Origin of the sequence: Fictibacillus sp. FJAT-27399 (genome assembly GCF_001510655.1) — a bacterium.
Classification (GTDB): Bacteria; Bacillota; Bacilli; order Bacillales; family Fictibacillaceae; genus Fictibacillus_C; species Fictibacillus_C marinisediminis.
Window position 1 is genome coordinate 420,966 of record NZ_LMVC01000003.1, and the last position, 14,191, is coordinate 435,156.

The 14,191-nt window shown below is 45.2% G+C and carries 17 protein-coding genes; 10 read left to right on the plus strand and 7 right to left on the minus strand.

All coding sequences use genetic code 11. The features are described 5' to 3' along the window. The first annotated feature begins 64 nt into the window (after window positions 1–64). The 4 genes from AR335_RS16120 to AR335_RS16135 all read left to right on the plus strand — a co-directional run bounded on the left by AR335_RS16120 (window position 65) and on the right by AR335_RS16135 (window position 3,599). A complete protein-coding gene (locus AR335_RS16120; protein WP_062237802.1) occupies window positions 65–1,240 on the plus strand; it encodes a styrene monooxygenase/indole monooxygenase family protein in 1,176 nt (391 codons plus the stop codon). A 189-nt stretch (window positions 1,241–1,429) separates the two neighbouring features. After that, window positions 1,430–1,756 (plus strand): hypothetical protein, encoded by a 327-nt coding sequence (locus AR335_RS16125; RefSeq protein ID WP_062237804.1) that lies wholly within the window; start codon window positions 1,430–1,432, stop codon window positions 1,754–1,756. Continuing rightward, window positions 1,728–2,873: a pre-toxin TG domain-containing protein gene (locus tag AR335_RS16130; RefSeq protein WP_062237806.1), complete on the plus strand. Its 1,146-nt coding sequence runs from the start codon at window positions 1,728–1,730 to the stop codon at window positions 2,871–2,873. The genes AR335_RS16125 and AR335_RS16130 overlap by 29 nt, the downstream gene beginning before the upstream one ends. Window positions 2,874–2,900: 27 nt before the next feature. Further along, the gene (locus tag AR335_RS16135) at window positions 2,901–3,599 is read left to right on the plus strand and encodes a hypothetical protein (protein WP_062237808.1); all 699 of its coding nucleotides are present in this window, start codon (window positions 2,901–2,903) and stop codon (window positions 3,597–3,599) included. Window positions 3,600–3,655: 56 nt separating this feature from the next. On the opposite strand, the gene dhaM is transcribed toward AR335_RS16135, so the two are convergent. The 5 genes from dhaM to AR335_RS16160 form a co-directional block, all read right to left on the minus strand. Continuing rightward, a complete protein-coding gene (gene dhaM / locus AR335_RS16140) occupies window positions 3,656–4,021 on the minus strand; it encodes a dihydroxyacetone kinase phosphoryl donor subunit DhaM (protein ID WP_062237811.1) in 366 nt (121 codons plus the stop codon). Next, window positions 4,014–4,616, minus strand: coding sequence for a dihydroxyacetone kinase subunit DhaL (dhaL, locus tag AR335_RS16145; protein ID WP_062237813.1), 603 nt, complete (start codon window positions 4,614–4,616; stop codon window positions 4,014–4,016). The genes dhaM and dhaL overlap by 8 nt, the downstream gene beginning before the upstream one ends. 1 nt (window position 4,617) lies before the next feature. After that, window positions 4,618–5,604 (minus strand): dihydroxyacetone kinase subunit DhaK, encoded by a 987-nt coding sequence (dhaK, locus tag AR335_RS16150; protein WP_062237815.1) that lies wholly within the window; start codon window positions 5,602–5,604, stop codon window positions 4,618–4,620. Window positions 5,605–5,796: 192 nt separating this feature from the next. Continuing rightward, entirely contained in the window at window positions 5,797–7,392 is a 1,596-nt protein-coding gene (locus AR335_RS16155; RefSeq protein WP_082683570.1) for an APC family permease, read from the minus strand. Between the two features lie 129 nt (window positions 7,393–7,521). Next, window positions 7,522–7,851 (minus strand): MerR family transcriptional regulator, encoded by a 330-nt coding sequence (locus tag AR335_RS16160; RefSeq protein ID WP_053357005.1) that lies wholly within the window; start codon window positions 7,849–7,851, stop codon window positions 7,522–7,524. A gap of 211 nt (window positions 7,852–8,062) precedes the next feature. Between AR335_RS16160 and AR335_RS16165 the strand changes: the two genes are divergently transcribed. From AR335_RS16165 to AR335_RS16180, 5 genes are all read left to right on the plus strand, one after another. Continuing rightward, entirely contained in the window at window positions 8,063–8,425 is a 363-nt protein-coding gene (locus AR335_RS16165; RefSeq protein WP_234293321.1) for a CidA/LrgA family protein, read from the plus strand. Beyond that, complete coding sequence (locus AR335_RS16170) at window positions 8,422–9,123, plus strand: LrgB family protein (RefSeq protein ID WP_062237818.1); 702 nt, start codon at window positions 8,422–8,424, stop codon at window positions 9,121–9,123. The genes AR335_RS16165 and AR335_RS16170 overlap by 4 nt, the downstream gene beginning before the upstream one ends. 17 nt (window positions 9,124–9,140) lie before the next feature. Next, window positions 9,141–9,284, plus strand: a complete 144-nt coding sequence (locus AR335_RS23260) for a Fur-regulated basic protein FbpA (protein ID WP_082683571.1) — start codon at window positions 9,141–9,143, stop codon at window positions 9,282–9,284. Window positions 9,285–9,536: 252 nt separating this feature from the next. Then, window positions 9,537–10,784, plus strand: coding sequence for a site-2 protease family protein (locus AR335_RS25560; protein ID WP_062237820.1), 1,248 nt, complete (start codon window positions 9,537–9,539; stop codon window positions 10,782–10,784). A gap of 132 nt (window positions 10,785–10,916) precedes the next feature. Then, window positions 10,917–11,534 carry a methyl-accepting chemotaxis protein gene (locus AR335_RS16180; RefSeq protein ID WP_062237821.1) on the plus strand — a complete coding sequence of 206 codons (618 nt, stop codon included), beginning with the start codon at window positions 10,917–10,919 and terminating at the stop codon, window positions 11,532–11,534. Window positions 11,535–11,623: 89 nt separating this feature from the next. On the opposite strand, the gene AR335_RS16185 is transcribed toward AR335_RS16180, so the two are convergent. Next, entirely contained in the window at window positions 11,624–11,896 is a 273-nt protein-coding gene (locus AR335_RS16185; RefSeq protein WP_053357009.1) for a YqhV family protein, read from the minus strand. A 337-nt stretch (window positions 11,897–12,233) separates the two neighbouring features. Here AR335_RS16185 and cspD point away from each other — a divergent pair, with 337 nt between their 5' ends. Then, window positions 12,234–12,431, plus strand: coding sequence for a cold-shock protein CspD (gene cspD, locus AR335_RS16190; protein ID WP_053357010.1), 198 nt, complete (start codon window positions 12,234–12,236; stop codon window positions 12,429–12,431). Window positions 12,432–12,594: 163 nt separating this feature from the next. Here the strand turns inward: cspD and AR335_RS16195 are convergent, their stop codons facing one another. Next, entirely contained in the window at window positions 12,595–14,019 is a 1,425-nt protein-coding gene (locus AR335_RS16195) for an amino acid permease (protein WP_234293322.1), read from the minus strand. Window positions 14,020–14,191: the final 172 nt, after the last annotated feature.

A 14,191-nucleotide genomic window follows, 5' to 3' on the forward strand; every position in this document is an offset into this window, starting at 1 on the left:
AAAGGACTTTACCCATCAAAGAAGAAGTTAGGCATAAGAATTTTTAATAAAGGAGTTGAGGGTTTTGAAAAAGCGTATTGGAATTGTGGGAAGCGGAACGACCGGATTGCAGCTGGCTTATGCTTTAAAGGATGATTTTGAAGTGGCCATTGTTTCTCATCGTACACCAGAACAGCTGCGCAGCGGGCGGATCATGTCCACGCAGGTTCATTTCAGTCCAACACGAGCCCGCGAGGAACGATTTCATATGCCGAAGTGGGAAAGCGATTCAATGATTGAAAGCATTCATATCACGGTCGGTGACCAAAAGCTGTTTGCGGGTATGCTTGAAAAACCGGCATTATCCGTCGATCAGCGTCTGGCATACTCTCGTTATGCAGAAGAATTAGAGAGAGCTGGTGTGTCCTTTCAGCAGAAAAAGGTCATAAAAGAGGAGATTGAAGCATTCAGTGACGAGTTTGATCTGGTTATTGATTGTACAGGGAAAAACGGTCCGCTTGTTCCGTTTCCAGTCGAAAAAGAACTTACTCCATTTCAAACCCCGCAGCGAAAATGTATCGTCGGGTATTTTAAAGGAGTGAAACCAACTTCTCCTCTAGGTGTAAGTGTGACGGTGATTCCGGAACTTGGGGAAATGTTCGAAATTCCTTCTGAAACGGAGTACGGTCCTGTTACGATCCTGTTCATCACGGCCGTTCCTGAAGGGCCGCTGGATATGTTTAAAGGCATCAAGACACCTGAAGCATTCACGATAAAAATGAGAGAAGCCGTCGAAATGTTTTTTCCTGAAATCCATGAGCGAATTGTAGATATCGAGTTCGCTCTATGTGATGGGAACGGCTTCTTACAAATCGCGATTACTCCAGAGGTACGCATTCCTTATCTCAACGTGAACGATAAGCTGTTCCTTGGCTGTGGAGACAGTGTAATTCTCAACGATCCGATTACCGGACAGGGAAGCAATCTCTCATCCTATTGCGCGGAACAGCTGTCTGACTTGCTGATTGAACATAAGCATTCTGATCGATGGGATGAAGAACTCGGCCGTTTATACTGGGAGCGTATAAAGTCCTTCGTCAAAGAGGTGACAGAGTGGACGAACGCCATGACACAACCACTTCCAGGGCATGTCATTCAGATGCTGCTGAGTGCTGCAGAAGATCAGCAAAAAGCGGATCAGATCGCCCGCTGGTTCGAAAACCCATCCACCGCTCACCAGGCATTTCTCGCGAAGGTTTAAGAGAGAGGGTGCCAGGCACCGTTTTTACACACTTGTGTAATCTCGGTGCCTGGCACCCTTTTCTTTTTTTTTTCTCATGTCTAGTCCAATCATCCCGTCTTTTAGCAAATTTTAGTAACTTAGTCTAGTACCTCCATCCCTTTTTCTTTTTTACAATAGAGAGACAGAGATTGAGCAGGCGGTGATGTCGTGATTTTTGATAAGCAGAAATACAGGATGCAGGCTGAGATGCTGGATTGGTATTCGCATAAAGTGAATGAATCGATGCAAAAGCTCGACCAGCTTAGATGGGATCGAAACCGTGTGCTGACAAAAGCTTATACATGGGAAAGCAAAAGCAAAGCCACCTACCTGCAAATCATGTCAGAAGCAGCAGTCACTCACTTTGCTTCGGCAAGTACAGGAGAACAATTGAAAGAAGCGTTAAAAAGAGAAGCAGCCCGGCTGAGAGAAATGGCGAATGAAATGGAAAGGCAGGAGAAGCTGGATGAGCCAAATCAACGTCAAGCCCGATGAACTCGAAGCCCTGGCCAATGATATAGAAAAATTGGAAGATCAATGCGATGACATTAAAGATGCGTTAAAATGGAACTATAATCTCCTCCATGCAACCTACTGGGATATCGACAGTACCCATGCAGGAGGACTCTACCATAGCCTTATTCAAAAACTCGATCATTATAGAACCCTGCTGAACAATGCACAGGAAGTCGTCAAAAGAACGGAAGCCCAGTTTCGTGAAGCCGATCAGGGTTGGTTTGGCAAGGCGAAGGAATGGGGCATGGAGCTCGTCGGCGTAAATGACGTTGTCCGTATTTTTGCCGAGTATGACCCGGTAACCGGTGAAAAACTTGATGGATGGGACAGGCTTCAAGCTGTTGGCTGGACGGCGCTGACCATCTTTCCACCTGCAAAACTAGCCGGATTGGGAGGCAAAGCGATCATTAAAGGTGCGAAGGTTTTAAAGATGGGCGACAAAGCCGTCGAAACTTTCCGCGGTATGATGAAGGTGCTAGATCCTAAGATTATAAAAAATGCTTTTAACAGAGCATTAGCTGGCATAAAAGAGTTCCCTTTGTATCCTAGAACGATTTCTCAATTAACTACTGGGCATAATGTTATTGATTTTTATAAGGTTAAAGATTTAGGACAATTATTTTCTGTCGCAAATGGCAGCGCAGGAACAACTTTAAAAAAATCCGGAAAAGTTTTAAGAACCTCTTCAGGGGGTCTTAAATACAGAACCACACATGGCGAAAATGGAGAATTATTGTCCGCATTTGCAAAAATTGAAAAACATCATATAAACACAGGTACCGCTACCAATACTTCATCTCGTGAATTGGCTAGAGTACTTGGCAAATCAACGGATGATGCAGGGCATGCGATAGGGAAAAAATTAGGAGGACCTGGAGGGTCTAATTCTGGTAATATCTTTCCTCAAACTCCAAGCGTAAATCGTGGTGACTTTAGACAATTTGAAAAAGAAATTTCGCAAGAGGTATCCTCAGGTAAAGAGGTTTTTGTTAGGGTAGTGCCTAAATATCATAGTGGATCTACAAGACCTTATGAAATACTTTATCAGGTACGTATTGATGGTCAGACGATTAAAAGGATTTTTCCTAATCCCTAGTAGTTCTAGATTAAAGGAGTGTTAATTTTGAGTGACTGCTATCGAATAAAGATAAGTGATAGTGAAGAGACGCAAAGTCAGAGCGACCTTTCTTTTTTAGGTGGAAAACCTAGAGTACCTAATTCTATTGATATACCTAAATGTGAATTATGTGGAGAAGAACAATCTTTTTTCTTTCAAATTGCTTTTCCAGAGAATCATAAATGGAATGAATTCAGTATGGCAGTTTTTGCATGCACTTCTTGTGCTCGTGAAGGATATTTTATTCCAGAGATGCTTGAGGACGAGCTATCTGGAATTAATATACCGAGTGATTTTTTAAGAGAATATCAGAAAAATTTCAGAATAGAAGTTTTTAAAACAACTGATGGAGCTATTCAGACTAACTATAAAGAAAAAGTAAAATTCAAAAGGATTATTTTGATTGAAGAGATTGATAAAGAAATATTTAATAATAAAATTGGAGGTTCCCCAAATTGGGTAGCTGATGATGAAACTCCGGGCAGCTTTAATAAAACAGAACCTATGGTTTTCCTGATGCAGTTGCTTGAAGATTTTAAATTTGAAAAATTACCTGATGCACCTTCACAAGTGAAACTAAGCTTAACTAAAAAGCAAGAACCTTCAAACAGGGATTATTATGAACTCTTTTTAGGTAATAATATTTACTTTTTTGGGACAGCAAGCCTTGAGAATCCGCTAGTTTACGTTCTTACTCAAATATAATAATTAAGAGTGAAGAAGCCCTGGATTTATTATTCCAGGGCTCCTTTTTACCTTTATTAAGAAAACTCCCCCTCCAACGCCTTCACAATCTCCTCCACCGATTGGCCCTGACCACTCTGGACAGCGGCCAAAAACGCGCCTTCCACAAGGGGAACGTCCACAAATTGAATGGTTCGGTCACCGGTGTAGAGCTCCAGTGCCATCTCGGCGTTCATGGTCGCTGAGCCGATGTCGGTTAAGATGATGGCGTCGTCGGTTACTGAAGAAAAAGCTTCTTCAATCCGGGAGACATCTGTTCCGATCTTTCCGCCTTCTAAGCCTGCAGCATTGTGAATCTCCACATCCGACGCCATTTCGGCGAGCAGTTCTTTAAGACCGTCAACCAATTTTTCACTATGAGATACGAGAATCAGATTAACCATTAAGCACCTCCGCGAACTGGCGAAGCAGAATGGAACTGGACAACGCACCTGGATCCTGAACACCCTTGGAGGCGTCGCCGAAGTAGGAAGCCCGTCCTTTTGTTGCCTTCAATTCCTTCGTATCACCCAGAGCTTTTTCTATCACCTTCTCAAGGGGTTCATCGCTCTTAAGAGCTTCGGTAAACGGCTCCCAAACATCCAGCATGGTCTTTTGGCCGGCCTCGGATTTTCCGCGGGCGGAAATGCCATCAACGGCTTCTTTAAATCCGTTGTACAACTCATCGCCTTCCACCGCATCTTTGCCGTTCCACTTGGCTGCGAATTTTACAAAAACGGTACCGAAGAGGGGTCCGGATGCGCCGCCGACTGTTTTGATCAAGGTCATTCCGACAAGCTTGGAAAGCTCACCGAGATCTTCAAAAGAATCCTTGTTCTCCAGTTCTTTTTTTACCGCCTGATAACCGCGTGACATGTTGATGCCGTGGTCACCGTCTCCAATTTCGCGGTCAAGGTCTGTGAGTTCATCTTTTTGCTGTTCGATCTGTTCTGCGGTTTGAAGCAGTACTTTTTGCAATCCTTCTGCAGTTAGTTTCATCTTATTCACCTCTCACTGGAAATCCGATCGTATTTGACGGGGCATCCAAGTACCCCAGTAATTCATCATCTACAGCTAGCAGCGTGATGGAAAAACCGTGCATCTCTAGAGCTGTCATATAGTTTCCTGTATAGCTGCGGACGATTTCATATTCTTTCTGTTCCAATTGTTCACTCACATATTTATAGGTTAGATAGAGTTCGGACACCGGGGTGCCGCCCATCCCGTTCACCATGACGGCGATCCGTTTGTCTGTCACTTCTGCGGTCAGTTTCTCCAGCAGCTGAGCGACAATCTCTTTTACCGAAGCAATGGGTTTCCGTTCGATGCCTTTCTCTCCATGGATGCCAATGCCGATCTCCATTTCATCTTCGTGCAGTTCAAATCCCGGTTTTCCGCTTTCCGGCATATAGCAAGGGGAGAGGGCCATCCCAATGGAACGCACCTGGGCAATGGCTTTTTCTGCGATCTTTTTTACATCCTTTAACGATTTCCCTGCAGCCGCTGCGGCTCCAGCAATTTTATGAACGAACACAGTACCTGCAACACCGCGCCGGTCATCATGGTTCTTTATGGCGATGTCGTCGTTGACGATTAACGTTTCGACCTGGATGCCTTCAAGTTCTGCCAATTCCTTCGCCATGTCAAAGTTCATCACATCGCCTGAATAGTTTTTTACAATGAGAAGGACACCAGAACCTCCGTCTGCCGCCTTGATTCCTTCGAGCACCATGTCTGGCGTCGGGGAGGTGAAAATTTCTCCGCATACTGCCGCACTAAGCATGCCATCACCGACATAGCCTGCGTGGGCAGGTTCGTGCCCGCTTCCTCCTCCGGAAACGAGACCGACGTGTCCTGAAGGTGTACCGCCTTTTCTTTTAATCACATTTACGCTTTCCACTTTTTCGTATTGATCGGGGTGGGAACGTACGAGTCCGTCAACGATGTCTGATACGAATTGATTGGGATCCTGCATGAGTTTGTCCAACTTCATCTCTCCTTCTCTGCTTGAAATCGAGTACTGATAAGAACCCGTTATTATAACTTTCGCTGGAATTCTGGAAAACTGTCAAGGAATTAAAACGCTTTCTTACTATTCCCCGCGCTCTTTTGCTTTAATCATAGAATAGCAGTCTCGAAATTTAAAAACCCCTGCCGCTTAACTGACAGGGGTTAACGATCAATGGGTGCTTTCCACATCATCCATTTTGATCTCTGGGTCGTCGAGGGCTGAATGAACGCCCCAATAATAGAATATGAGTGAAAGAACGCCGGCCACCAACGTGTCCCAAGGTGCGTGGATGAGATGGTCTGCTCTCGTTCCCGGGCCATAGCTGCCGACATATGACATGGCAAGCAGGAATAAGTAATAGATGATGAGCCACCATCCGGATTTCAAATGAAGCCTGACTTTTTCTTTTGAATATGATGCTTCACGGTACGCAAAAATGAAATATAGAATAAGTGATAAAATAATGATCGGAATGATGAACGAGACAACCTTCCATTTGCTCCAATAGATCACCAGTGTTGCACCGACAAAAGCAAGCGGAGTGACGATGTTGGCCGCTTTGAGCAAGAATGGACGCTTGAGTTCGGGCGCTCTATGGCGAAGGGACATTAAGGAGACAGGCCCGACGACAAAGGTTAGCGCTTTCAGCGAGGTGCTGGCATCGACCAAGTCTGCCCATGCCTGGAACCGGTAGGGAAGCATCCAGATGATGGCCAGCGCAAGAGTAAGCCAGAGTGCCGCACGCGGCAATCCGCTTTTTTTATCAATCTTCTGAAAGATTTTAAAGAAATAGCCATTCTTTGCCCAGGCGAAGAGAGAGCGGGCTGTTGCTGAGAAATAGATATTCCCGGTAGCGGAAGGCGAGATGACCGCATCGACGAGCACCAGGTTGGCAAGCCATACGATTCCGAGTGCAGAAGCCAAGTCTGCCCATGGAGAGTCGAAGTGGAGGCCACTCCAGCCTTTATCCAGCATATTTGACGGTACGGCTCCTATGTAGGCAATCTGCAGCAGCATGTAGACAAGGAGGCCGATCAGTACGGCGTAGATAATGGCAAACGGAATGCTTTTCTCCGGACGCTTCGCTTCACCGGCAAATTCGATCGGCTGTCGGAAGCCGTTAAAAGCAAACACGATACCGGCTCCTGTAACGGCAGCGAATATCCCTTTAGCTCCGCCAGGCTGTGCACCGCTCACAGCGAAGTTAGAAGCATCAAAGTGCATGAAAAGCACGATGATAATGATGGAAGGAACGACGAATTTAAAGACAGTAAGAAAAGTATTGATCTTGCCGAATAATGCGACGCTCCAGTAATTCAGGAAAAAGAACAGAAGGATGAGACCGATCTGAACGGCAAAACCTGCGAACGTAGGCGTTCCGTCTTTATGACCGAGGGCGTCAAACCAGTATTCCAGGTACCCCCTGACCGCTTGCGATTCAATACTGATGACCGCTGAATAGGCCAGCATGGAGATGAATCCGATCAGAAAACCGACGATGGATCCGTGAGTGAAATCCGGATAGCGGACAAAGCCGCCTGCAACGGGGATAGCCGCGCCAAGTTCTGCATAAACAAGTCCGATGAACATGATGATGACAGCCCCGATGAGCCAGGAAATCCAGGCATAGGGTCCTGCGTATTGAGCACCGGTGGCCGCTGCATACAGCCATCCTGATCCGATAATGGAACCGAGCCCGAGAAACGTTAAGTCCAATGTGCTTAGTCTTCGTTTAAATTTACCATTGCTTTGATCTGCAGACACTTAAGGCACCTCCTTAATTTTGGTAAAGTGTATATATAGTAAAATTCCCCTGAAAATCAGCGGCATAAACGCTGTTCAAAATAAAAACCAGTTCTTTCAGGCTATAACCTGCAGAAACTGGCATCTTTTCTATCTTTTTATCATATTAAAATGCGCGTTCAACTGCCCCCTGATCATCGTATCCCGCAACTGTTCTTTTCTCGTTCGTTCCTCTGCTTTTTTCAGCTCCTTCCTGATTTCATGCGTCTGAACCCCGTCTTCTCTCTTGTCTGCTATGCTCATCAGCATCTCCACATCTGAAAAGGAATACTTGCGTGTGCCTTTTTCCGTCCGGGCAGGAAAGATTAAATTCCGCTCTTCATAATACCGGATCTGCCTGACCGATAACCCCGTTAAGTCTTTAACCGTGCCGATGGAAATCACTTTTTTCTCTTTATATGAGGAACTCTCATTAGACACCCACATCACTCCTTTGTCAGTGGTGGCACGAAGTTCTTTCCATTACTATAATGTTTTCTTACCTTAATGAAAAGAAGTATGTTAGATTTTCTCACATGAGTTTTTGCTCTTTGAAAAAAGTGCGTAAGGTAATCTGACAGAATGGGAGATTTCTGTATTTTTCTTTTTTATAATAGCCTTAACCGTTCCGGGTAACTGAGGGGGGATCATTTTGAAAACATTGCTATGGCAGTTTGGGATCATCCTTATGGCCTTAGGAGCTGGAAACGCAGCTGCATCATTTTTTCATTTGCCGCTGTCCGGAAGTATCATCGGAATGTTTTTACTGTTGCTTGGCTTGCTGGCCGGAATCGTGAAGCTGGAATGGGTGGAAGGAGCGGCAAACTATCATCTCCGGCACATGACGCTTTTGTTTATTCCGCCGGTTGTCGGACTCCTGTTGAACTGGGGAACCGTTCATGTTCAGATATGGAAGGTGCTGCTCGTGCTTTCATTGAGCAGTTTATGTATTTTACTGGGTACGGGATTTTCTGTTGAATACTACGAAAAGAGAAAGAGGAGGAGAAATCGATGAGCATGATGTTGGGGAATGCCATGATAAGTATTGTCACAACGAGCCTCGCATATTTGTGTGGGTTGAAGGTCTATCGCAAGTCCAATCATAGCGTCTGGCTGAATCCGCTATATACGGTTACGCTGCTGCTGTTTCTTCTGCTGCCTTTTCTTCATATGGATGTAAAAACGTATGAAAAAGGAAGCAGCATCTTTTCCATTCTTCTTCAGACGGCGATTGTATCGCTTGCTATTCCTGTTTACAAACAATACCCGCTCATTAAGAAAAATATAAAGAAAATCACGGTCGGAATTGTCAGCGGCGGGCTGGCAGGAGTTGTCTCTGCAGGTGCGTTCGCTGTCCTGCTCGGATTTAAAGGAAACGTGGTCGCATCATTGCTCCCAAAAGCGGCAACCTTGCCCGTAGCTTTATCTGTTTCGAATTCTCTTGGAGGAACAGCATCCTTAACTATTCTTTTTGTATTGTTCTCTGCTTTATTTTCGCTGATCGTCGGCCCCCGCGTACTAGACCGATGCAACATTAAAAGTAAAACGGCCCGGGGACTGGCAATGGGTGTTTCAGCACAGGCGCTCGGAGCCAACCGGTCGTTCCAGTGGGGAGAAGAAGAAGGTGTGATGGGAAGCGTCGGAATGACAACCACAGCTGTTCTTGTTTCTGTTTTCATTCCAGCGGGCATGATAATAATTGCGTATCTATAAAGGAGGTTATCATCAGTATGGAACAGAAAAAGCAGGTCTTGATCAGTAAGCTGATTGATGCAGGCTACTATAAATCAGAGAACGGCCATCTGCACGAACTGAGCGTAGAGGAACTACTGAAAGAATACCAGACGCTGAAACTTAAGGCGCTGTATCAATAGAGCGTGGCATTGGTGGTGCCAGGCACCGCCGTTACACAAGTATGTAAAAGCGGTGCCTGGCACCACAGTGCTGAGGCACCACGTGCTGAAAAAGTGAAGATGGAGAGTCAAAATAAACCGCCTGATCCTAGGCGGTTTTTCTTCTGCGGGTCTGTAACTTTTTCCACATTGGTACGTATATGTGGTATGGTTTGGATAGATAAAATTACAGATTCTTACTTCTTGCCGCAGAGATTATTGGGGGTATGATGAATGGCTGAAAGAGCTGAAAAAAAGAGCCAGTCTAAATTTTTGACGGTTCTGGCTGCAATTGGTGTATTTATTCTAGGAAAATTAAAATGGGTATTTGGATTATTGAAGCTTGGAAAATTTGCAACGCTCATTTCCATGTTCCTGTCGGTCGGTGCCTACGCCGTCTTTTACGGATGGAAGTTTGCTGTTGCCCTTGTGTACCTCCTTTTTGTCCATGAGATGGGCCATTTGGTCGCCATGAAGCGAAAGGGCATACCTACCTCGCCGGCGATTTTTATCCCCTTTATGGGTGCGGTCGTGGGAATGAAAGAAATGCCCAAGAACGCAAAGGATGAAGCATTTGTAGCTTATGCCGGGCCGCTGTTCGGTTTGCTGTCCTTTTTGCCGGCCGTTTATTTGTACGAGACACAAGGATCGCCATTCTGGGGATTGGTTGTATTTTTAGGCGCGATGCTGAACCTTTTCAACCTGTTTCCGGTATCTCCGCTGGACGGGGGCCGGATTGTAGGTGTTCTTTCCACAAAATTATGGCTGATCGGGCTGATCTGTATGATTCCATACATGTTTATTTCACCTGATCCAATTATCTTTTTGATCTTCCTGTTCGGAATCGCCACGTGGTGGAGAAGGGTGAGAGAGGATTATGTCCTGCAGGAGAGCAGCCAGGCGCTGGAAATCTGCCGCAGAGAAGAAGAAAAAATTCATTCTCTCGTGGAAGACATGAGTGAATACCGGGAGCTTCCTAACTTTCCATACATCGTGGATACTTTTATCGATGAAGGAAGGGTGCAGCAGCAGCGTTTGATGCGCCAGATTCCAACAGGAAGGAATATTCCATTCTTTCATGATAAAAAACGTCTGAAAAAAGCCGCATTGCTGACGGAGCTTGAATTGCTCGCTAAACGGGAAAAATGGTTCCTGCTTATCTACAAAGAAGAAGTCATGAAAGCGCGGGAGAAAGCGCGTATTCTTGCTGAGAGGTCTTTGCATCCAGAGGAAGAAACCCATTGGGAAGAGCCGGAGGGCGGACGTCCTGAAATCGTGGTTGAGGCCTATCTTTCGGCTGTGAGAGAAGAAGCAGATAAACAGCAGGAAGAGGTCGAACGGCGTAAGAATTATTATGTCGCAAACATGAAAACGAAAGTTATAGTGCTGATCCTGTATCTTGCACTCGCTGGTGTGTTATCCTACTTTGCCGTTTATGGGCATACCATCATGGAAGTCCACCGCGAGCTGCTGGGGAGATAATATTGAAAAAAATTCAGGTGCCAGGCACCGTCGTTACACAAGTGTGTAAACGCGGTGCCTAGCACCCTATTTCTGAATTTTCGTATAAATTTTTTCTCCTTATTGGATGAAAAATCGGAAGAGACGAGTAATGTGCTCGAAACAATCGGCTTCGTTATTCTAGGGCTATCAGAAAAAGTACAGGAGATAGAAGAGGTTGTTCAAACCATCACCGACATATCCAATCAAACGAATCTATTAGCTCTCAACGCCAGTATTGAGGCTGCCAGGGCTGGAGAAAGCGGAAAAGGCTTTGCGGTTGTTGCGAATGAGGTCAGAAAACTGGCAGAGCAATCCAAAAACGCGACTGAGCGTATCCGCCAAACCATTGAGGGAATTGAAACGGAGACAGAACGTGTCGTTAAAGAAATGGAGAACACCAAAAACATCTCAGTTGAGCAAAAAGAAAGTGTTAAGAACACCATCGAAGCTTTTCAGCTGATCTCAAATACGGTCCTGCAAATTGTAGATTCCATCTCAGGCGTTCGTAAAGAGGTAGAATTTGTTCAATCATTTAAAGAAGAAGTTGTGGGATCCATTCAAAATATCGCTGCAGTAGCGGAACAATCTGCAGCAGCTTCAGAACAAGTCAGCGCTTCAACCGATGAACAGGTCCGTGCACTTGGTAGTGTGGCTCAATCGGCAAACGAACTCAATGCAGCAAGCAGCCATTTACAGGATCAGATTAAGCACTTTAACCTCGAGTCGTAAAATTAGATATCTTACTATAGCATTCGAATGTTAAGCACTGCCTTTAATCGATGTTAAGGCAGTGCTTTTAGCATTTTGGGATAACTTATTCATTTTCTTATTCCGTAGACGATGAGCCCCAGTCCTGCCAGGATCCACAGCAGTTTACCTGTACTGATCTTGGCGGTGATGCCGACTAGCCCCAGGGACATCGTGGAAAAGAAAATGAATGGGCCGATGATGGATAAAGTGGAATTGATCAGCAGTGCTTTTTCCACAGAATTAAAGCGGAGCATCAGGAAAGCGGCGGATACTTCACATAAGCCGGAAACCATTCGGATCAATGCCATTCCAAGGACAATCTTCTCAAACACCTGAAACATATCTTCAACCCCCATTGCGGGTGCCAGGCACCAGGATTACACACATATGTAAAAGCGGTGCCTGGCACCGTCTGCTCCATACACTATATGTTGTCCACATGGAAGTAGAAGTGAATAATATTTCCCGGATTCTTATCCTTGGATTAAGAAGGATTTTTCACAAATCCGGGTGTTTTTATTTAGTATTTTAAAAGAATATATCCGGAAAAAGATTATTCGACAAAACTTCTCACTATTCGCTAAATGAAGAGTTTGACAACAAATTTTTAAATATGTAATACTATGATTGTATAGGGCAACTATACAGATCGTCATGATGAAGGGATAGTGAAAGTGCATGCAAGGTAAAGTAAAATGGTTTAACGCAGAAAAAGGTTTCGGTTTTATTGAAAGAGAAGACGGAGACGATGTATTCGTACATTTCTCAGCAATCAATTCTGATGGTTACAAATCTCTTGATGAGGGCCAAGAAGTTGAGTTTGAAATCGTAGATGGAGCTCGCGGACCTCAAGCAGCTAACGTAACGAAACTATAATTTAAACTAACCGATACATCGGATAATAACCCGGCATTCACAGAATGCCGGGTTATTTATGTTCTGATTTTTGATGTGGTGCCAGGCACCGTTATTACACAAGTGTGTAAACGCGGTGCCTGGCACCACAATGGGCACCAACTAATGGCACCGCATAAACCAATCAATACTCTTCTTCGGATTTGTGGACTTTCTTGAACTTGCCGAAGCGGGAGCCGAGGAAGTAAGCGCCGAGGATGACGGCGACGAAGCCCAGACTGATAAAGAAGCCGACGCGCTGGTTCGTGTGGAGCAGGGAACCAGCGATTGTAAATGCGATCAGCGCGATTCCTAAATAAGAAGTCACCGGGTAGGATGCAGAACGGTAATGTTCTTCCTCCGCACCGATCAGCTTTCTTTTTTTAATATGAGAGGCCAGGATAATCAGCCAGTTCAAAATAAGCATAATGCCTGCAGAGGTGGTCATGTATTCATAAACGGTATCCGGAAGCAAAAAAGAAAACAGTACAGAGATGGCAAGCCCGATTCCGCTGAGCATCAGCGCTCCTGAAGCTACACCTCGACTGTTTTTCTTCTGCAGGCGCCCCGGTGCGTCACCGTCTTTAGCCAGTGAAATCATGATGCTGGTAATGGAGAACAGCGCACCAACCATCGTGGAGAATGCGGCGCTGATTAATATGACGTTAAAGATACTGTCCAGATAGGGAATCGGGAAATGGGACAGTGCTTTGACAAACGGACTTTTATCCTCATTGATCGCCCTAAAAGAGACCATCATCAGGATAAAGAAAATACTGATGGCATACATCACGGTTAAAGCGATGACAAGAAATGTGCCGGCTTTTGGCACGTCTTTTTTATTTCGTAATTCGGTAGATAAAACGCCGAGAACTTCAATGCCGCCATAGGAAAACAAAATAAAGATCACCGCGGACCAGAAGCCGGAAAATCGGTTCGGGAACCAGCCGCCGGAAAAGGAGGATGACGACAGTCCATCATGGACGGTCCCCGGTGATATCACCCCGGTTACTGCCAATGCGCCAAATCCGATAAAGGCAACGAGGGTAGATATTTTGATGACTGCAAAAAAAGATTCAATGCTGCCAAAGTTTTTTACGCCAAGAAGGTTAATTCCAAGAGCCAGCACAGAATACACAACGGATAAAAGCCATAGAGGCACATGTGGAAGCCAGAGCTGTGTAAAGATGGCCAGAGCCGTTACCTCACTGGACATGATCAGTACGCCTGCCGTCCAATAAATCCATCCGCTCATAAAACCGGCCGGGTGGCCGAATGCCTGGCCGGCGTATGTCCGGAACGAACCTGGCTGCGGATCCTGCACCGTCATCTCTGCCAGGGCGCTGAATACAAAATAGGCAGTCAGGCCTGCGAGAACATAACCGATCAGAACCGAGGGGCCTGCTGAATGGATGGAAAGGCCTGAACCCAGAAAAAATCCAGCTCCAATGACTGATCCGATCCCGATCAGTGAGAGCTGCCACCAGGCAAGCTTATGGGACTTGCCTTTTTCAACCTTGCCCTTTTGCACATTTTTAACACTTTGTTTTACAACATTTTGATTATGCACGGTCATCCCTCCTGATTTATACATACCCATTGTTCCCGGAACCTATCACTTCCATAAATGTAAATGCAAAATGAAAGATATGTCGATAAAGTAAATTTTTTGTCAAGAGATTTTTAAGTTTACGAAGGAATTGATAAAGGGTATATCGAAATATATATACATCACGGAAGGA